Genomic DNA, 17640 nt, shown 5'->3' on the forward strand with positions numbered 1-17640 from the left:
GGACGCCATGACGCTTCAACCCGCGCGTGACGACACCGCCCACACGGCCGACGGAAAGGTGCGCTGCGACGCCTGTCCGGTCACCTGCTGGATCAGGCCCGGCCTCGCCGGCGCCTGCGACCGCTACGCCAACCGCGACGGCGAGCTGGTGCGGGTCGACCCGCACGTCATCCTGCAACGCACACTCGACCAGGGCGGCCGTGTGGTGCCGTTCTCGCGCCGCGCGGCCGAATGGGCCGGCGAGATCCTGTCCGACGACGCGCCGCTGTTCGTCACCGCCATCGGGGCCGGCACCACCTATCCGGACTACAAGCCGGCGCCCTTCATCGTCTCGGCCGAGGTCGACGGCGTCGACATGGTGACGGTGGTCACCGAAGGCATCTTCAGCTACTGCGGCGTCAAGGTGAAGGTCGACACCGACCGCTGGCTCGGCCCCGAGCAGGCGACCGTGCGGGCGCAGGGCGAGGCGGTCGGCCACGTCACCACCGGCGAGTACGGCTCGCAGATGCTGTCGCTCGGTGGCGTGCATCACCTCACCGGCGGCTCCAAGAAGGAGGGCCGCGTCACCTGCGACACGCTGCTGGAGCTGTCCAACGGCAAGCCGGTCGAGCTCGTCGTCGACGGCGGCTCCACTATCGTGGTGGAGGCCGGCAAGCCGCCCGTCATCAACGGCGTGCCCGAGGAACGCATGCGGGTCGGCTGCGGCTCCGCCACCATCGGCATCTTCGCCAAGCAGTGGCTCGGCAAGGTCGACGAGGTGGTGGTGGTCGACGACCACATCACCGGCGTGCTGTCGGAGCACCAGTCCGGCAAGGTGCTCGGCATTCCGCCGACCGGCATCCGCATGAAGGGGCGGCGCTCGACGCCCGGCCGCTACTTCCAGGTCGCCGAGCCCGGCACCGGCTGGGGCGGCACCGACATCTCCGATCCGCTGTCGATCCTCGGGGCGTTCGATCCGGCGGTGGCGCGCCCGGGCCTGACGTTGTTCATGGTGTCGACCACCGGCGAGCACGCGGCGTTCTACCGGCTCGACGAGGCGTTGCGCCCGGTCGAGGCCGAGATGCCGGCGGCGCTGCGCGCCTCCACCGAGCGCATCAAGGAGAACTGCGAGCCGGCGCTGTCGACGGTGCTGTTCATGGCCGGGGCCGGCGGCTCGCTGCGCGCCGGCGTCACCGAGAATCCGGTGCGGCTCACCCGCTCGGTCAAGGACACGCTGACCCGCGTCACCTGCGGGGGCGCGCCCGTCTATGTGTGGCCAGGCGGCGGCATCACCTTCATGGTCGATGTCACCCGGCTGCCCGCCAACGCCTTCGGCTACGTGCCGACGCCGGCGCTGGTGGCGCCGATCGAGTTCACGTTGCGGCTCGACGACTATGCGGCACTCGGCGGCCACATGGATCACGTCCGCCCGCTGTCGACGCTCGGTGAGCACGAGCGCCGGCTGGTGCCGCAGCTTCCCGGCAACACTTGGCCGTTCGGCCGCGAGGGGCCGCCCTGGGGGCGCGAGTGAGCCCGGCGGCGCCGGCCGGCGCGTCGCCGCCGCACGCGCGCGTGCGGCAGCCACAGGCTCGCCTGCCACAGGTGCGCCTGCTGCCGGATGGCCGCCGCCTGCACCTCCAGGACGGGCCGATCGACCTGATCGTCGAGGCGTTCGGGCCGCGCGACGCGGTCGAGACCGCCTATCGGGCGGCCGTGCGGCGGCTGACCGGCCTGCTCGACGCGCTGTGCGCCGAGCTGCCGCGGCTGCGGGCGGCTGCGGGTCCGGATCAGCCGGCGCTGTCCGATGCGGTCGCCCGCCGCATGGCCGAGGCGGTGGCGCCCCACGCGGCGCGCGGCTTCATCACCCCGATGGCGGCGGTGGCGGGTGCGGTCGCCGATGCGGTGCTGGCCGCGATGATCGCGGCGTCCGGCCCGGCCCTCGCCCGCGCCTATGTCAACAACGGCGGCGACATCGCGCTGCATCTCGCGCCCGGCACCAGCTTCGTCACCGGCCTCGTCGATCGCCCCGACCGGCCCGGTCTGTTCGCTACCGCGACGATCGCGGCCGAGGATCTTGTGCGCGGCATTGCGACATCCGGCGCGCGCGGGCGCAGCTTCTCGCGCGGCATCGCCGATGCGGTGACCATCCTGGCGCGCGATGCCGCGACCGCCGACGCGGCTGCGACCGTGGTGGCCAACGCGGTCGATCTCGATCACCCCGGCATCGTGCGGGTGCCGGCCTGCACGCTCCAGCCCGACAGCGATCTCGGCGACCGTCTCGTCACCCGCGTGGTGCCGCCGTTCCTGCCGGCCGAGATCGCCACCGCGCTCGCCCGTGGTGTCGCGATGGCCGAGGCGTTGCGCGCCGAGGGGCTGATCGCCGCCGCGGCGCTGCATCTGCAAGGGTTCACCCGCACGGTCGGGCCGTTGCGCCAGGACCGCGACACGCCCCTCGTGACCGATCGACCGGAGAGCCCGCCATGACGCCGAAGATCCGCAAGCTCGTCACCGTGGTGGACGAGACGCTGACCGAGATGGGCCGCGCGGTGGTGCCGCCGGTGCGCCGCGCCGCCGCCGTGGCGGTGATCGAGAACCCGTTCGCGGGCCGCTATGTCGAGGACCTCGCGCCGCTGATCGACATGGGCGAGACGCTGGGCCAGCTTCTCGCGGAGCGCGCCGTGGCGGCGCTCGGGGTGCCGGGCGATGTCTGCGAGAGCTACGGCAAGGCGGCGCTGGTCGGTGCCGACGGCGAGCTGGAGCACGCCGCCGCGCTGCTGCATCCCAAGATGGGTGCGCCGGTGCGCAAGACGCTCGGCAAAGGGGCGGCGCTCATTCCGTCGTCGAAGAAGCGCGGCGGTGTCGGCGCCGAGCTGGACATCCCGCTCGGCCACAAGGACGCCGCCTTCGTGCGCAGCCATTTCGACGGCATGCAGGTGGCGGTCGCCGATGCGCCGCGCGCCGACGAGATCGTGGTCGCGGTGGCCGTGACCACCGGCGGGCGGCCGCTGCCGCGGGTCGGCGGCCTCACCAAGGACCAGATCAAGGGCGAGGACGGGTTGCGCTGAGCGATCGGCCGGTCGCGGCCGTGATCGCACGCCACGGGGGCAGGGCATGAGAGCCAAGATCGCGAAGCCGAAGCCGGGCACGGACGCCTATCGGCTCGACGAGCAGGTCGGCTTCGTGCTGCGCCAGGTGAGCCAGCGCCACACCGTGATCTTCGCCGAGCGGATCGGCTGCGATCTCACCGCCATGCAGTGGGCCGTGCTGGCCAAGCTGCGCGAGATCGGCGCGACGTCGCAGAACCAGCTCGGCCGCGCCACCGCCATGGACGTCGCCACCGTCAAGGGCGTGGTCGACCGGCTGCGCGGTCGTGGCCTGGTGGATATCGACTCCGACCCGGACGACGCGCGCCGTCGCGTCGTCGCCCTCACCGACGAGGGCATGGCGCTGGTCGACGCGCATGCGGCGGCCGCGCTGGCCATCTCGGACGAGACGCTGGCGCCGCTCACCGCCGCCGAGCGCAAGACCTTCCTGGCGCTGCTCCTCAAGCTGCGGTGAGTGTGTTGGGATCGGATCTGGCTCTGTGAAGCGATGGAGGTCCGTGTCCCGGACGCGGTGCATCGTGCGAAGCCGGTGCATCGCGAGCCGGGACCCAGACCGGCCGGGCCTGCTTTGCATGAGAGGTGGGTCCCGGGTCTGCGGCGCACCACGACGCCATGCGTCGCGCTGCACCGCGCCCGGGACACGCGGCTTGTCGCGGCGGCGTTGCCGCCCTCGTACCAGCTGGCTGATCGACTTGGCGGTCATTCCGGGGCGGCGTGCAGCGCCGCACCCGGAATCCAGCCGAGAGCTTCGAGTTTGTCGCTGGGTTCCGGGTTCGCGGCTTCGCCGCGCCCCGGAACGACGGCGAACCGATCACCGGGAAACAGAATCACACCACCTCGGGCAGCCTGGTCGCCGGCGGGGTGTTGCGGCTGCGGCCGGTGCGCACGATACCGTCGATGATGGTCATGCCGATGCCGGGCAGGTCGCCGAGCCGGATCGAGTCGAGGAAATCCTTGCCGGCGGAGTGCTGCGCCTTGTCCATGATGACGAAGTCGGCGGCGCGACCCACCTCGATCAGCCCGACGTCGAGCGCGCGCAGTCGCGCCGTGTTGCCGGTAGCGAAGCAGAACGCGATCTCGGCCGGCACCTCGCCGAGCGCCGACAGCATCGACACCATGCGGGCGATGCCGAGCGGCTGCACGCCGGAGCCGGCCGGCCCGTCGGTGCCGAGGATGATGCGATCGAGCTGGTTCATCTCGCGGGCGAGGCGCAGCGTGTAGAGCGCGGCGCGCTCGTTGCCGTTGTGGACCAGCTCCAGGCCGCGCCGGCAGCCCTCGCAGATGCAGCGGATCTCGGCGTCGGGCAGCGCCGTGTGGCCGCCGTTGACGTGGCCGACCACGTCGGTGTCGGCTTCCAGCACCATGTCGGCGCCGATCAGGCCGGAGCCGGGGATCGACGGCCCGCCGGTGTGGATGGTTGACTGGATGCCGTACTTGCGCGCCCACGCCACCATCTGGCGCGCGTTGGCGCCGTCCTTGACGCCGCCGAGCCCGACCTCGCCGAGCAGCCGCACGCCGGCCGCGGCCAGCTCGCGGAAGTCGTCCTCGGTCATGCCGTGCTCGAGCACCGGCGCGCCGGCATGCAGCTTGACGCCGGCGACCCGGAAGGCGTCGAAGCAGCGTTGCGCCGTGATCGCCATCGCCTTGAGGCCGACGATGTCGCGCGGCCGGCCGGGCGTGTGCACCTCGCCGGCCGAGATCATCGTGGTGACGCCGCCGTGCAGGCTCGAGTCGATCCAGCCGAGCTGGTTCTGCCGCGGCGTCCAGTCGCCGGCGACCGGATGGACGTGGCTGTCGATCAGCCCCGGCGACACCACGGTGCCGTGGGCATCGACCACCGTCGTCGCGCCCTCGGTGTCGACGTCCTTGGCGCGGCCGATGGCGGTGATGCGGCCGTCCACCGCCACGATGGTGTCGGCGTCGAGCACCGGGTTCTCCAGCGCGCCGGACAGCATCAGCCCGATGTTGCGGATCACCAGCTTGGTCGGGCCGGCCGGGCCGGCGGGCGCGTCGTTCGCCATGGGGGCTCTCCTTGGTCTCGGGGGCGCGTCTCACACCGCCAGATAGGCGTCGCGGATGTCGGGCCGCGCCTCCAGCTCGGCGAGCGAGCCGGAGAAGCGCACGCGGCCTTTCTCCAGGATCACGGCGCGGTCCGAGATCAGCCGGGCGAAGTGCAAGTTCTGCTCGGACAGCACGATGGCCAAGCCCTCGCGCTTCATCGTCAGGATGGCGGCCGCCATCTGCTCGACGATCTTGGGCGCGAGCCCTTCGGACGGCTCGTCGAGCAGCACCAGCGAGGGATTGCCCATCAGGGTGCGGGCGATGGTGAGCATCTGCTGCTCGCCGCCGCTCATCCGGCCGCCGGGGCGCTTGCGCATCTCGGCGAGATTCGGGAACAGCGTGAACAGCGTCTCGGGCGTCCAGCCCGGCGCGCCGGGGCGCGGCGCCTGGCGGCCGACCATCAGGTTCTCCTCGACCGTGAGGTCGGCGAAGATGCGGCGGTTCTCCGGCACGAAGCCGAGGCCGCGGCGGGCGATCGCGTAGGTCGGCAGGCGCGAGACGTCGTCGCCCTCGAACAGCACCGTGCCGGAGCGCCGCTCCACCATCGCCATGATGGACAGGAAGGTGGTCGACTTGCCGGCGCCGTTGCGGCCGAGCAGCGCCACCACCTCGCCGGGCGCGACCGTGAAGGCGACGTCGAACAGGATGTGGGCCTGGCCGTAATAGGCGTTGAGGTTCGCCACGGCGAGCTTGTGGGTCATGCGCGCGCCTCCTGGTGGCGGGCGTCGTAGACCAGCCCCTCGCCGAGATAGATCGCACGCACCTCCGGGTCGCGGCGCACCGTCTCGGGCGGCCCTTCGGCGATCAGCAGGCCGCGGGACAGCACCATCATGCGGTCGGCATGCTCGAACACCACGTCCATGTCGTGCTCGGTGAACAGCACGCCGATGCCCTCGGCGCGGGCGATCTCGGCGGTGAGCCGCATCAGGCCGACGCGCTCGCGCGGCGCCATGCCGGCGGTCGGCTCGTCCATCAGGAGGAGCTTCGGCCGGTTGGCGAGCGCGACGGCGAGCTCCAGCCGCTTCAGGTCGCCATAGGCGAGTTCGGCGGCGGCGCGGTCGGCGTCGGCCGCCATGCCGACCAGGGCGAGCAGACGGTCGGCCTCGTCGCGGCCGCGGGTGTCGGCGCGTCCGAACCAGCGGCCGAGCGCGCCGCCGTGCGACATCAGTGCCACCTGCACGTTCTCGCGCACCGTCATCGAGCCGAAGGTGGCGGTGATCTGGAAGGTGCGGCCGACGCCCTTGCGCCACACGGCGCGCGGCGGCAGGCCGGTGGTGTCGACGCCGTCGATGCGGATTCGCCCGGCATCCGGCCGGATCTGGCCGTTGAGCATGTTGAAGCAGGTGCTCTTGCCGGCGCCGTTGGGGCCGATCATCGCGAGGATCTCGCCACGGTCGAGCCCGAACGAGACATGGCGCACGGCGGCGAGGCCGGCATACGACTTGGCGAGATTCTCCACGTCGAGCAGGCGCGTCATGGCCGCGTCCTCCCGGCGGCGGTGGCGGGCGAGGGGGCCGGCGCCATCGTGCCTGCCGGCGGCTCGGCCGCGGTGGCGTCGGCGGTCGCCTCCGCATCGTTCGTCGTGCCGCCGCGCCGTCGCACCATCAGGCGGTCGCGCCAGTCGGCCAGCGTGCCGACGATGCCCTTCGGGAAGGCGACCACCAGCGCCACCACGACGGCGCCGAGCACCAGCTTCGAGTAGTCGGTCTGGCTGATCAGCCACATCGCCAGCGCCTTGAACACCACGGCGCCGACGATCGGTCCCAGCACCGTCTCGACGCCGCCGAGCAGCACCATGACGAGGCCGTCGACCGAGGTCGGGATGGCCATCACGTCGGGGAAGATGCTGCCCTTCAGGAACGCGAACAGCGCGCCGCCGAGGCCGGCCGCGGTGCCGGCGATCACGAAGGCGATCCACTGCACGCGGCGGCGGTCGATGCCGACCGCCTCGGCGCGCAGCTCCGAATCGCGCACCGCCCGCAGCGCGTAGCCGAACGGCGAGAAGATGACCATGTGGAGCCACACCAGCGCCGGTGTCACCACCGCGAGGGTGAGCCAGAAGAACGCCGCCGGGCTCGCCGCGAAGGCGTCCGGCCAGAGGCCGAGAATGCCGTTGTCGCCGCCGGTGACGTCGACCCACTGGAACGCGATCGACCACACGATCTGTGAGAAGGCCAGCGTCAGCATGGCGAAGTAGACGCCCGACAGCGACACCGCGAACCAGCCGACGATGGCGGCGCCGAGCGCGGCGAGCAGTGGCCCGGCCGCGATCGCGGCCAGCATCGGCAGGCCGGCGGCCTTCACGGCGAAGGCGGCCCCGTAGGCGCCGAGGCCGAAATACGCGGCATGGCCGAAGGAGGCGAGGCCGCCGACCGACATCAGGAGATGCAGGCTGGCGGCGAACAGCACGAAGATCAGGATCTCGCTCGCCACCGTGAGGGCGTAGTGGCCGAGCCACAGCGGCATCAGCGCCACCGCGGCCACCACGGCGGCGGCGACGGCGATCTCGCCCGGCGCGAGCGGTCGCCACGGCCGCACCGCCATCCCGATCGACGCCTGGGCGGGCGGCGGTCGCGTGCCGAACAGGCCCCACGGGCGCACGACCAGCACCACGGCCATCACCAGGAACACCAGCACCAGCGAGATCTTCGGCAGCACCAGGATGCCGAAGGCGTTGAGCTGCGACACCAGGATGGCGGCCACGAAGGCGCCGGTGGTGGAGCCGAGCCCGCCGATCACCACCACCACGAACGCCTCGACGATGATGCGCAGGTCCATGCCGTGATTGACGGCGTCGCGTGGAATCTGGAGCGCGCCGCCGAGCGCCGCGAGGAACACGCCGAGCCCGAACACGCCGGTGAACAGCCATTTCTGATTGATGCCGAGCGCCGCCACCATGCTGCGATCGAGCGTCGCGGCGCGCACCAGCACGCCCCAGCGGGTGCGGTGGAACAACAGCCACAGCCCGGCCAGCACCAGCGGCCCGAGCGCGATCAGGAACAGGTCGTAGGAAGGAATGCGCTTGCCGAAGATCTCCACCGCGCCGGCGAGCCCGGGCGCGCGCGGGCCGACCAGATCCTCGGGGCCCCAGATCAGCAGCACCAGATCTTGCACCATCAGGGTGACCCCGAAGGTGGCGAGAAGCTGGAACAGCTCGGGCGCCTGATAGATGCGCCGCAGCAGCGTCATCTCCAGCAGACAGCCGACGATCGCCACGATGGCGGCGGCGGCGAGCAGCGCGAACCAGAACCCGAACGCGCCGGTGAACCGATCGGTGAGCGTGTAGGCCACATAGGCGCCGAGCATGTAGAAGGCGCCGTGGGCGAAGTTCACGATGCGGGTGACGCCGAAGATGATCGACAGGCCGGAGGCGACGAGGAACAGCGACGCGGCGCTCGCGAGGCCGGTCATGAACTGGACGAAGACGAGCTGCATCGGCGGTCACGTCGGCTGCTGGTGTGAAGGATGTGACGGGGCGGTCGGCGGCGACACGGTCGGCGGCTTTATCGTCGGCGGCGGCAGGGTCGGCCCGACCGCGGCGTTTCGGATGCTGCCGCGCCGCTGCCTGCGCCCGTGAGACGGGGCGGGCCCGGTCGCATCTCCGTGTCGCCCGGATGCCCCCGTGCCGCGGCGCGGCGGCGCGGAGGGCGGGGATGCGGACGGGATGGCGCGCCGCGTCAGTTCTGCGGCCGCATCTTCTTCACCTCGTCGTCGCTCGGCAGATACTTGGCGCCGTCACGATAGACGAAATCGACCATCACGCCCTTGCCGTCCTTGACGGCGGTCTTGCCCACGAAGGCGCCGAGCGTCGCCTGATGGTCGATGGCGCGGAACACGATCGGGCCGAACGGCGTGTCGACGCCGATGCCGCGCGCCGCCTCGATTAGCTTGTCGGTGTCGGTCGAGCCGGCCTTGGTGAGAATGGCGGCCACCGACTTCATCAGGGCGTAGCCGACGATCGAGCCGAGCCGCGGATAGTCGTTGAACTTGGCCTGATAGGCTTTCAGGAAGGCGTCGTGCTCGGGTGTCCCGACGCCGTTCCACGGATAGCCGGTGACGATCCAGCCCTCCGGCGTCTCGGCCTTGAGCGGATCGATGTATTCGGGCTCGCCGGTCAGGAAGCTCACCACCGAGCGGCCCTGGAACAGCCCGCGGGTGTTGCCCTCGCGCACGAACTTCACGAGGTCGGGGCCGAAGGTGACGTTGAGGATGGCCTCCGGCTTGGTGGCGGCGAGCGCTTCGGCCACGGCGCCGGCGTCGATCTTGCCCTGCGGCGGCCACTGCTCGCCGACCCATTCGATGTCGGGACGCTTGGCCGAGAGGAGCTGCTTGAACACCGCCACCGCCGATTGGCCGTACTCGTAATTGGGCGCGACCGTAGCCCAGCGCTTCGCCGGCAGCTTGGCGGCCTCCTCGGCCAGCATGGCGGCCTGCATGTAATTGGAGGGACGCAGCCGGAAGGTGTAGCGATTGCCCTTCGACCACACGATGGCGTCGGTGAGCGGCTCGCCGGCCAGGAAGAACATCTTCTTCTGCGCGGCGAAGTCCGAGAGCGCGAGGCCGACATGGGAGAAGAACGCGCCGGTGAGCATGACGACGCCCTCGCGCGACACCAGCTCGTTGGCCGCCGTCACCGCGTCGGCCGGCTTGCCGGCATCGTCCTTGGAGATCACCACCAGCTTGTCGCCGTTGATGCCGCCCTTGGCGTTGATCTCCTCGACGGCGAGCTGCCATCCCTTGCGGTACGGCTCGGTGAAGGCGGGCAGGCCCGAGTAGCTGTTGATCTCGCCGATCTTGATCTCGGCGGCGAGCAGCGGAGCCGGCAGCGCCAGGGCGAAGGCGGCGGCGACCAGCAGGCGGCGGGTGGCGGTTGGCGACACGGCGGGGGGTTCCTCTCTTCGTCTGGTCGGAACAGGAACTCGTCGAATCGGAAACTCGTCGGATCAGATACTCGTCGGTCAGATATTCGTCGCTCGGCCGAGATCGCTCGCCGTCATGCCGTCGCGCGCAGATCGTCTGTCACGATGCGCGATGCGGCGTCGCATCGGCACCGATCACGCCGCTCGGCCCGGCGAGATCGTTAGCATACGAACGGTATCAACTCCGCCGGGGCGCGCAAGAACTAAACAGAGGCGATCTCCCGGCATTGTTGCATATTGTTTGGTCGTGTCACGGGTCTGATGTGCACTGCGGAATGTGGCACGGCGCCTCCGTCGCGACTCGCCTCACCAAGCCCGTGCCGATCGATGCCGGCGCGAACGCGCACTCGACGCTGCGCTGCGGCATGCGCACGGATCGCCGATTGTTGCGGTTGTCGCGGCCGTGTCATGCGCCGTCGGTCTTGCGGCGCCGCGGCGACACCATGCCGCTGGCGCACGGCCGATCCCGGCTCACGGCTGGCGTCGCACGAAAGCGTTTGCGCCGGCCCGCGCGGCGGCGCACACACGGCTCGATCGTCGTGCTTCGTTCCGGAATATGTCGCCATGCCGGCCCGCTTCACCGCCCTCGTCGACAGCCTGCCCGCCACCGTGCCGTTCGTCGGACCGGAAGCACAGGAGCGCGTCCGCGGCCGTCCGTTCCGTGCCCGCATCGGCGCCAACGAGAACGGCTTCGGGGCCTCGCCGATGGCCGTCGCCGCCATGGCGGCGGCTGCCGCCGAGGCATGGAAGTACTGCGATCCCGAGAGCCACGATCTCCGCCACGCGCTGGCGGCGGCCCATGGGGTCACGCCTGCCCATGTGATGGTGGGCGAGGGGATCGACGGCCTGCTCGGGCTGGTGGTGCGGCTCGTGGTGGAGCCCGGGACCCCGGTGGTCACCTCGCTCGGCGCCTACCCGACCTTCGCGTATCACGTCGCCGGATTCGGTGGCCGGCTCGTCACCGTGCCGTACCACGACGACCGCGAGGACCCCGAGGCGCTGCTCGCCGCGGTGCGCCGCACCGGCGCGCCGCTCGTCTACTTCGCCAATCCCGACAACCCGATGGGCACCTGGTGGTCGGCCGAGGCGGTGGCCGAGCTGGTGGCGGCGCTGCCGACCCACACGCTGCTGCTGCTCGACGAGGCGTATGCGGAGTTCGCGCCCGCCGGGGTGTCGCCGCGGCTCGCTCCCGACGATCCGCGGGTGCTGCGACTGCGGACCTTCTCGAAGGCCCACGGGCTCGCCGGAATCCGGGTCGGGTTCGCGGTCGGAGCGCCGGCCGTGATCGCCGCCTTCGACAAGATCCGCAACCATTTCGGCGTCAACCGCATCGGCCAGGCGGGAGCGCTGGCGGCGCTCGGCGATGGCGATCATCTGGTGCGGGTGCGTGCCGCGGTGTCGGCGGCGCGGTCGCGGATCGCGGCGCTCGCTCGGGCCAACGGGCTCCTGCCGCTGCCCTCCGCCACCAACTTCGTCACCGTCGATTGCGGCCGTGACGGCGCTCATGCGCGCCGCGTGCTCGACGCGCTGCTGGCGCGCGACGTGTTCGTCCGCATGCCGGGCGTGGCGCCCCTCGATCGCTGCATCCGGGTCGGCTGCGGGCGGCCCGAGGAGCTCGACGTGCTGGAGCAGGAATGGCCGGCGGCGCTCTCCGCCGCCACGGCGGCCGCGTCCGGCTGACCCCGACCGATCCCGGCGCCGCGCCGCGGCCGCTTCAGAGCTCCGTGTCGGGTCGGCGCACGCCGCGCCCGCCCGGCCGGCTCCGTCGGTCCTGCGCCGGAAGCGTGCGGGCGAGATGCAGCAGCAGCTCGCGCATGGCGGCGCGCACACGCGCCCGCTCGGCCCCGGCGAGCGCCGGGTGGGCTCCGGGGCCGGTCGTGCCCGCCGGATGGTGGTGGCTCTGGCTCGTCATGGTGCGGTGTCGTCTTTCTTCGGCTCGACCGGGTTGGCGTCCGTCAGGTAAGCTTCCATTAAGCAATAGTCGTGCCGAAATGATGACGGTCCGCCGCGGGGCGTGTGAGGCACCTCACGGTTCGCGCCGGCACGGTCGGGCATGACGGTGGGGTCGCCGCAAGGAGCCCCCCCATGCTTCGCCGATCGTCCGCGCTGGTGTTCGCTCTGCTGTGGGCCGGCGCGATGCCGTGGACCGCGGACGCCGCCGTCCTGGTGCCGGACCTCGGCGCCATCGCGGCGGGGGCTGTCGCGGGTCTCGCCGGCTGGTGGATCGCCGGGCCGAGCGGTCGGCTGGAGCCGGCGCCCGCTCAGTCGTGATGGTTGTTGCGCGGGATGTCGCGGATCGACAGCAGGCCATCCTTGATAGCGTTGCGAATGCCTTCCTCGATCAGGGTGCGGGCGACCCCGGGCACGCTGGTGCCGTGGGTGCCCTGCCGCACCAGCCGCTCCATGTAGCCGATGGTCGACAGCGCCAGGGTGACGGGAATTCGGTCGGTCTCGGCTTTCTCGGTGGCCATGGCTCACGTTAACCCGACAGTAACGTAACGGAAAAGACTCGAAATCGACTCTTGGGGAGGTCGGGCGAGGCGTCGCGCGGGGTCCGGCCGGCGGGTTGCGCGGCGGGCGGGCCGGCGCTACAGCCGTCGGGGCGTCAGACGACGCCAGAGGAGAACGAAATGGCGAAGAGCCTCAAAGACATGCTGGCCACGGCCAAGGCCGAGGTGCGGACGATTTCGCCGGCCGAGGCACGCGACATGATGGCGGCCGGCGCGCTGGTGGTGGACGTGCGCGACGCCCCCGAGCTGAGCAAGAGCGGCAAGGTCGCCGGTGCCGTCCACGTCTCCCGCGGCATGCTGGAGTTCCGCGCCGATCCCGAGTCGCCCTACCACGACAAGGCGTTCGACAAGGCCAAGCCGGTGATCGTCTATTGCGCCTCGGGGGGCCGCTCGGCGCTCGCCGCCAAGACCCTCAAGGAGATGGGGTACACCCAGGTGTTCAATCTCGGCGCCTTCAAGGACTGGGCCGAGAGCGGCGGCGCCGTCGAGCAGCCGCTCGACCCGGGCATGTGATCCGAGATCGACCAGCGCCTGAAACGAAACAGGGCGGCCCGTGGGCCGCCCTGTCGCGTTTGGACCTGGTCTTGTTTGCTTTGTCGCAAGCCGTCGCGATTACGCGCCGGCCTCGCGCGGCTGCTCGCCGTCCTTGTGGCCCTCGGCCTTCTGCTTGGCCTCTAGGTCCTCGCCGGTCTCCTGGTCGACCACCCGCATCGACAGGCGGACCTTGCCGCGCTCGTCGAAGCCCAGGAGCTTCACCTTCACCTTGTCGCCTTCCTTGACCACCTCGGTGACCTTCTGGACACGACGCGAGGCGAGCTGGCTGATGTGGACGAGGCCGTCCTTGGAGCCGAAGAAGTTCACGAAGGCGCCGAAGTCCATCACCTTGACGACGGTGCCCTCGTAGATCTGGCCGATCTCCGGCTCGGAGGCGATCGACTTGATCCAGTTGATGGCCGAGCGGATCGACTCGGCGTTGGCGGAGGCGACCTTGACGGTGCCGTCGTCCTGGATGTCGATCTTGGCGCCGGTCTTCTCGACGATCTCGCGGATCACCTTGCCGCCGGAGCCGATCACCTCGCGGATCTTGTCCACGGGAATCGAGAACATCTCGATGCGCGGCGCGTGCTCGCCGAGCTGGGCGCGGGCCGAGGTGAGCGCCTTCGACATCTCGCCGAGGATGTGGATGCGGCCGTCCTTCGCCTGGCCGAGGGCGACCCGCATGATCTCCTCGGTGATGCCGGCGATCTTGATGTCCATCTGGAGCGAGGTGACGCCCTTCTCGGTGCCGGCCACCTTGAAGTCCATGTCGCCGAGATGGTCCTCGTCGCCGAGGATGTCGGTGAGCACCGCGAAGCGCTCGCCCTCCAGGATCAGGCCCATGGCGATGCCGGCGGTCGGCGAGCGCAGCGGCACGCCGGCGTCCATCAGGGCGAGCGAGGTGCCGCACACCGTCGCCATCGAGGACGAGCCGTTCGACTCGGTGATCTCGGAGACGACGCGGATCGTGTACGGGAACTCGTGGTGCAGCGGCAGCATCGGATGGATCGAGCGCCACGCCAGCTTGCCGTGGCCGATCTCGCGCCGGCCGGGCGAGCCCATGCGGCCCGTCTCACCCACCGAGAACGGCGGGAAGTTGTAGTGCAGCATGAAGGTTTCCTTGTAGGTCCCCTCCAGCGCGTCGATGAACTGCTCGTCCTCGCCGGTGCCGAGCGTCGCGACGACGAGCGCCTGCGTCTCGCCGCGGGTGAACAGCGCCGAGCCGTGGGTGCGCGGCAGCACGCCGACCTCGGCGACGATCGGGCGCACGGTCTTCACGTCGCGGCCGTCGATGCGGCGGCCGGTGTCGAGGATGTTCCAGCGGACGATCTTGGCCTCGAGGTCCTTGAACACGCCCATGACGCGCAGCTCGTCGAACCGCGGCGTCTCGCCGGCGGGGAAGAAGTGCGCCTTCACCTTGGCCTTGGCGGCGTCGACCGCCTTGTGGCGCTCCTGCTTCTGCGGGATCGCATAGGCGGCGCGCAGATCCTGCTCGACGACGCCGAGCATCTCCTTCTCGATCTCCGTGTTGTCGACGGTGACGAGCTCGCGCGGCTCCTTGGCGCACTTCTCGGCGAGATCGATGATCGCCTGGATGACCGGCTGGAAGTGCCGGTGGCCGAACATCACGGCGCCGAGCATCACCTCCTCGGGCAGCTCCTTGGCCTCGGACTCGACCATCAGGACGGCGTCCTGGGTGCCGGCGACGACGAGGTCGAGCTGGCTCTCGGTCATCTCGTCGAGCTGCGGGTTGAGCACGAACTCGCCGTTGATGAAGCTGACGCGCGCCGCGCCGACCGGACCCATGAAGGGGATGCCCGAGATGGTGAGCGCCGCCGAGGCCGCCACCATGGCGACGATGTCGGGGTCGTTCTCCAGGTCGTGCGACAGGGTGGTGATGATCACCTGGGTGTCGTTGCGCCAGCCGTCGGCGAACAGCGGGCGGATCGGCCGGTCGATCAGGCGAGAGACCAGCGTCTCCTTCTCGCTCGGGCGGCCCTCGCGCTTGAAGAAGCCGCCGGGGATGCGGCCCGCCGCGTAGGTCTTCTCCTGGTAGTTGACGGTCAGCGGCATGAAGTCGATGCCGGGGCGGGGCGTCTTCTCGGCCACCACGGTGGCGAGCACGGTGGTCTCGCCGTAGGTGGCGAGCACGGCGCCGTCGGCCTGCCGGGCGATGCGGCCGGTTTCCAGCACGAGCTTGCGGCCGGCCCAGTCGATCTCCACGCTATGCTTGTCGAACATGTGCGATATCTCTCATGGTTCCAGGGGGTGCCTCGGACAGCCATGAGCAAGACGGCGAGAGGCTGCCGCGCGCTCGGGCGAGCGGGCTGCGACAGCGTCCGGCGATCCTGCCATGGCGATCTCCAGCATGCGCCGGGTCGTGTGGACCCGGCTCGGTCGGCGGCGTCGAGCCGCCGCTCGGCGACGGTGGTCGCCACAGACGGGCGCGGCCGTAGGACCGTTCGTCCCGCCGCCGGAGCGCCACTGCCGCCAAATCCGATGCGGATTCATCCGACGCGGATTCGTTGCGCTCCGGACCTTTCGGTCGCCTGCTCGACGGTCCCGTCGTATGGCGGTCTCGTCGCATGGCGGTTCCGCCATGGTGACGGTCCCGTCCTCGGACGTCCGGCCGAGAGCCGTCGTCGTCGCGGCGAGGCGACCGCCTCGCCGCAGGTCGGCGCGGGCGTGGCCCGCGCCGGTCGCTCAGCGGCGGATGCCGAGCTTTTCGATGATGGCGCGGTAGCGGCTCTCCTCGGTCCGCTTCAGGTAGTCGAGCAGCTGACGCCGCTGCGACACCAGCTTGAGCAGGCCGCGCCGGGAGTGGTTGTCCTTGGTGTGGGTCTTGAAGTGCTCGGTGAGGTTGGCGATACGCTCGGAGAGGATCGCGATCTGCACCTCCGGCGAGCCCGTGTCGCCGGCCTTCGTCCCATAGGTGGTGATCAGCTCGGCCTTGCGGCCCGTCGTGATCGACATCGGTCAGATACCCTGCTGTCGGCCGGCTCTGCCGTGCAGGCCGGCGAGGTTGAACACGCGCTTGGGGACGATCTCGCCGCGATCCATGTCGGCCAGGGCCAGGAGCTGGCCGGCGACCGTGACACAGACCGTGCCGCGGACGATGGGGGCGTCCCGCCCGCGCACCAGAACGGCCTGGCCCCGCTGGAGCCTGGCCGCGTCCGCCCGACTAACGGCCAGCGCCGGGATGTCGTCCAGCGCGGTCGAGACGGGCAGAAGCGCGTCGGCGAGGTGAGCCTCGCCAACCGCCGCTCTATCGCATACCGCCTGCAAGTCCGCCAGCGGAATCATGTCGGCGGCCGCGAAGGGGCCGACCGCGGTGCGGCGCAGCGCCGAGACGTGGCCGAAGCAGCCGATCAGCCGGCCCATGTCGCGGGCGATCGCCCGCACATAGGTGCCCTTGCCGCATTCGGCCGCGAACACGGCGTGGTCGCGGTCCGGGGTGTCGATCAGCTCCAGTCGGTGGATCTCCACCGGGCGGGCCTCCAGCTCCACGGTCTCGCCGTCGCGGGCGATGTCGTAGGCGCGCTCGCCGGCGATCTTGACGGCCGAGTAGCGCGGCGGGACCTGCTCGATGGTGCCGGTGAAGCGCGGCAGCAGCGCCCGGATGGTCTCGGCGGTCGGCCGCTGCTCGCTCTCGGCCACCACCCGGCCCTCGGCGTCGTCGGTGTCGCGTTCCTCGCCCCAGCGCACCGTGAACTCGTAGCGCTTGCGGCCGTCCATCACGAACATGACGGTCTTGGTGGCCTCGCCGAGGGCGATCGGCAGGCAGCCGGAGGCGAGCGGATCGAGGGTGCCGGCATGGCCGGCCCGCTTGGCCGAGAACAGCCGCTTGGCGACCGCGACCGCATGGGTCGAGGTCATGCCGACCGGCTTGTCGAGCACCAGCCAGCCATGGACGTCGCGCTTGTCGCGCTTCTTCTGCGGGCCGCGGTCGCGGCGCGGCCGGGCGTCCTCCGGCGCGCCCTCGCGCGAGCCATCGGGGGCGATGGCCGGCGCCCCCTCGGTCCCGCCGGGGGACGGGGCGGACAACGGAAGATCGGTCGGACGGGGCGCGCTAGTCATCATCGGTCTCGTCGGTCTTGGCCGCCTCGACGTCGCGCCGCACCGAGGGCGAGCGCAGCAGGCCGTCGATGCGAGCGGCCTCGGCGAAGCGGTCGTCGATGCGGAAACGGATGTCGGGTGCGTATTTGAGGTTCACCCGGTGGGCGATCTCGCCGCGCAGGAAGCGCTTGTTGCGCTCCAGCGCATCGAGCACCGCCTTCTCGTCCTGGCCGCCGAGCGGCATGACGTAGATGGTGGCGAGCCGGAGGTCGGGCGTCATCCGCACCTCGGGCACAGTGATCAGATGGGTCTCGAGGACGGGGTCGTGCACGTCGCCACGAGAGAGGATCTCGGCGACGGCGTGGCGCACCAGCTCGCCGGCGCGCAGCGCACGCTGCGACGGGCCGGCGCCCTGGTCACGGTGGTGGTGATGCTTGGCCATGTTCTTCTTTGCCAGTGGCGTGGGGTCGAACC

Annotated in this window: 19 protein-coding genes; 7 read left to right on the forward strand and 12 right to left on the reverse strand. The window is 71.0% G+C overall.

Features of this window, described 5'->3' with window-relative positions:
• The first annotated feature begins 7 nt into the window (after positions 1–7).
• Genes ACFQUV_RS15700 through ACFQUV_RS15715 form a run of 4 tightly spaced genes read left to right on the forward strand, consistent with a single transcriptional unit; the run spans position 8 to position 3537 of the window.
• A complete protein-coding gene (locus ACFQUV_RS15700; RefSeq protein ID WP_129608595.1) occupies positions 8–1510 on the forward strand; it encodes a 6-hydroxynicotinate reductase in 1503 nt (500 codons plus the stop codon).
• Between the two features lie 41 nt (positions 1511–1551).
• Positions 1552–2463, forward strand: a complete 912-nt coding sequence (locus ACFQUV_RS15705; RefSeq protein ID WP_129608596.1) for a UPF0280 family protein — start codon at positions 1552–1554, stop codon at positions 2461–2463.
• The gene (locus ACFQUV_RS15710; RefSeq protein WP_129608597.1) at positions 2460–3044 is read left to right on the forward strand and encodes an amino acid synthesis family protein; all 585 of its coding nucleotides are present in this window, start codon (positions 2460–2462) and stop codon (positions 3042–3044) included. Before ACFQUV_RS15705 ends, ACFQUV_RS15710 begins: the two co-directional genes overlap by 4 nt.
• Before the next feature lie 46 nt (positions 3045–3090).
• Positions 3091–3537: a MarR family winged helix-turn-helix transcriptional regulator gene (locus tag ACFQUV_RS15715; RefSeq protein WP_129608598.1), complete on the forward strand. Its 447-nt coding sequence runs from the start codon at positions 3091–3093 to the stop codon at positions 3535–3537.
• A 245-nt stretch (positions 3538–3782) separates the two neighbouring features.
• Here the strand turns inward: ACFQUV_RS15715 and ACFQUV_RS15720 are convergent, their stop codons facing one another.
• From ACFQUV_RS15720 to ACFQUV_RS15745, 6 genes are all read right to left on the reverse strand, one after another.
• Positions 3783–3914 carry a hypothetical protein gene (locus ACFQUV_RS15720; RefSeq protein WP_280176751.1) on the reverse strand — a complete coding sequence of 44 codons (132 nt, stop codon included), beginning with the start codon at positions 3912–3914 and terminating at the stop codon, positions 3783–3785.
• On the reverse strand, positions 3911–5104 hold the full coding sequence (locus tag ACFQUV_RS15725; RefSeq protein ID WP_129608599.1) for an amidohydrolase family protein: 1194 nt from the start codon (positions 5102–5104) through the stop codon (positions 3911–3913). Before ACFQUV_RS15725 ends, ACFQUV_RS15720 begins: the two co-directional genes overlap by 4 nt.
• Before the next feature lie 30 nt (positions 5105–5134).
• Positions 5135–5845, reverse strand: coding sequence for an ABC transporter ATP-binding protein (locus ACFQUV_RS15730; RefSeq protein ID WP_111385983.1), 711 nt, complete (start codon positions 5843–5845; stop codon positions 5135–5137).
• Positions 5842–6621, reverse strand: a complete 780-nt coding sequence (locus ACFQUV_RS15735) for an ABC transporter ATP-binding protein (protein WP_129608600.1) — start codon at positions 6619–6621, stop codon at positions 5842–5844. Before ACFQUV_RS15735 ends, ACFQUV_RS15730 begins: the two co-directional genes overlap by 4 nt.
• On the reverse strand, positions 6618–8579 hold the full coding sequence (locus ACFQUV_RS15740; RefSeq protein ID WP_129608601.1) for an ABC transporter permease: 1962 nt from the start codon (positions 8577–8579) through the stop codon (positions 6618–6620). Before ACFQUV_RS15740 ends, ACFQUV_RS15735 begins: the two co-directional genes overlap by 4 nt.
• A 242-nt stretch (positions 8580–8821) precedes the next feature.
• The gene (locus ACFQUV_RS15745) at positions 8822–10000 is read right to left on the reverse strand and encodes an ABC transporter substrate-binding protein (RefSeq protein WP_165363844.1); all 1179 of its coding nucleotides are present in this window, start codon (positions 9998–10000) and stop codon (positions 8822–8824) included.
• Between the two features lie 627 nt (positions 10001–10627).
• Between ACFQUV_RS15745 and ACFQUV_RS15750 the strand changes: the two genes are divergently transcribed.
• Positions 10628–11743, forward strand: coding sequence for a pyridoxal phosphate-dependent aminotransferase (locus ACFQUV_RS15750; protein ID WP_129608602.1), 1116 nt, complete (start codon positions 10628–10630; stop codon positions 11741–11743).
• 34 nt (positions 11744–11777) lie between these two features.
• Here the strand turns inward: ACFQUV_RS15750 and ACFQUV_RS15755 are convergent, their stop codons facing one another.
• Entirely contained in the window at positions 11778–11975 is a 198-nt protein-coding gene (locus tag ACFQUV_RS15755) for a hypothetical protein (RefSeq protein ID WP_111385978.1), read from the reverse strand.
• A 173-nt stretch (positions 11976–12148) separates the two neighbouring features.
• Between ACFQUV_RS15755 and ACFQUV_RS15760 the strand changes: the two genes are divergently transcribed.
• Positions 12149–12334, forward strand: a complete 186-nt coding sequence (locus ACFQUV_RS15760) for a hypothetical protein (protein ID WP_129608603.1) — start codon at positions 12149–12151, stop codon at positions 12332–12334.
• Here ACFQUV_RS15760 and ACFQUV_RS15765 read toward each other — a convergent pair.
• On the reverse strand, positions 12325–12534 hold the full coding sequence (locus ACFQUV_RS15765; protein ID WP_111385976.1) for a hypothetical protein: 210 nt from the start codon (positions 12532–12534) through the stop codon (positions 12325–12327). The two genes, ACFQUV_RS15760 and ACFQUV_RS15765, sit on opposite strands and share 10 nt — an antisense overlap.
• Before the next feature lie 159 nt (positions 12535–12693).
• Between ACFQUV_RS15765 and ACFQUV_RS15770 the strand changes: the two genes are divergently transcribed.
• On the forward strand, positions 12694–13086 hold the full coding sequence (locus ACFQUV_RS15770; RefSeq protein ID WP_129608604.1) for a rhodanese-like domain-containing protein: 393 nt from the start codon (positions 12694–12696) through the stop codon (positions 13084–13086).
• Between the two features lie 99 nt (positions 13087–13185).
• Here the strand turns inward: ACFQUV_RS15770 and pnp are convergent, their stop codons facing one another.
• The 4 genes from pnp to rbfA form a co-directional block, all read right to left on the reverse strand.
• Positions 13186–15351 carry a polyribonucleotide nucleotidyltransferase gene (gene pnp, locus ACFQUV_RS15775; RefSeq protein ID WP_129608605.1) on the reverse strand — a complete coding sequence of 722 codons (2166 nt, stop codon included), beginning with the start codon at positions 15349–15351 and terminating at the stop codon, positions 13186–13188.
• Between the two features lie 462 nt (positions 15352–15813).
• Entirely contained in the window at positions 15814–16083 is a 270-nt protein-coding gene (gene rpsO / locus ACFQUV_RS15780) for a 30S ribosomal protein S15 (protein WP_111388427.1), read from the reverse strand.
• A 3-nt stretch (positions 16084–16086) separates the two neighbouring features.
• Complete coding sequence (gene truB, locus ACFQUV_RS15785; RefSeq protein WP_244601530.1) at positions 16087–17112, reverse strand: tRNA pseudouridine(55) synthase TruB; 1026 nt, start codon at positions 17110–17112, stop codon at positions 16087–16089.
• A 67-nt stretch (positions 17113–17179) separates the two neighbouring features.
• Positions 17180–17608 (reverse strand): 30S ribosome-binding factor RbfA, encoded by a 429-nt coding sequence (gene rbfA, locus ACFQUV_RS15790; RefSeq protein ID WP_111388430.1) that lies wholly within the window; start codon positions 17606–17608, stop codon positions 17180–17182.
• Positions 17609–17640: the final 32 nt, after the last annotated feature.

The organism is Rhodoplanes sp. P11, from assembly GCF_964266735.1.
Lineage (GTDB): Bacteria > Pseudomonadota > Alphaproteobacteria > Rhizobiales > Xanthobacteraceae > Rhodoplanes > Rhodoplanes serenus.

Coding starts and splice junctions, on each gene's coding strand:
- ACFQUV_RS15700 (WP_129608595.1), top strand. CDS start 8: ATGACGCTTCAACCCGCGCGTGACGACACCGCCCACACGGCCGACGGA.
- ACFQUV_RS15710 (WP_129608597.1), top strand. CDS start 2,460: ATGACGCCGAAGATCCGCAAGCTCGTCACCGTGGTGGACGAGACGCTG.
- ACFQUV_RS15715 (WP_129608598.1), top strand. CDS start 3,091: ATGAGAGCCAAGATCGCGAAGCCGAAGCCGGGCACGGACGCCTATCGG.
- ACFQUV_RS15725 (WP_129608599.1), bottom strand. CDS start 5,104: ATGGCGAACGACGCGCCCGCCGGCCCGGCCGGCCCGACCAAGCTGGTG.
- ACFQUV_RS15730 (WP_111385983.1), bottom strand. CDS start 5,845: ATGACCCACAAGCTCGCCGTGGCGAACCTCAACGCCTATTACGGCCAG.
- ACFQUV_RS15735 (WP_129608600.1), bottom strand. CDS start 6,621: ATGACGCGCCTGCTCGACGTGGAGAATCTCGCCAAGTCGTATGCCGGC.
- ACFQUV_RS15740 (WP_129608601.1), bottom strand. CDS start 8,579: ATGCAGCTCGTCTTCGTCCAGTTCATGACCGGCCTCGCGAGCGCCGCG.
- ACFQUV_RS15750 (WP_129608602.1), top strand. CDS start 10,628: ATGCCGGCCCGCTTCACCGCCCTCGTCGACAGCCTGCCCGCCACCGTG.
- ACFQUV_RS15755 (WP_111385978.1), bottom strand. CDS start 11,975: ATGACGAGCCAGAGCCACCACCATCCGGCGGGCACGACCGGCCCCGGA.
- ACFQUV_RS15760 (WP_129608603.1), top strand. CDS start 12,149: ATGCTTCGCCGATCGTCCGCGCTGGTGTTCGCTCTGCTGTGGGCCGGC.
- ACFQUV_RS15765 (WP_111385976.1), bottom strand. CDS start 12,534: ATGGCCACCGAGAAAGCCGAGACCGACCGAATTCCCGTCACCCTGGCG.
- ACFQUV_RS15770 (WP_129608604.1), top strand. CDS start 12,694: ATGGCGAAGAGCCTCAAAGACATGCTGGCCACGGCCAAGGCCGAGGTG.
- pnp (WP_129608605.1), bottom strand. CDS start 15,351: ATGTTCGACAAGCATAGCGTGGAGATCGACTGGGCCGGCCGCAAGCTC.
- rpsO (WP_111388427.1), bottom strand. CDS start 16,083: ATGTCGATCACGACGGGCCGCAAGGCCGAGCTGATCACCACCTATGGG.
- rbfA (WP_111388430.1), bottom strand. CDS start 17,608: ATGGCCAAGCATCACCACCACCGTGACCAGGGCGCCGGCCCGTCGCAG.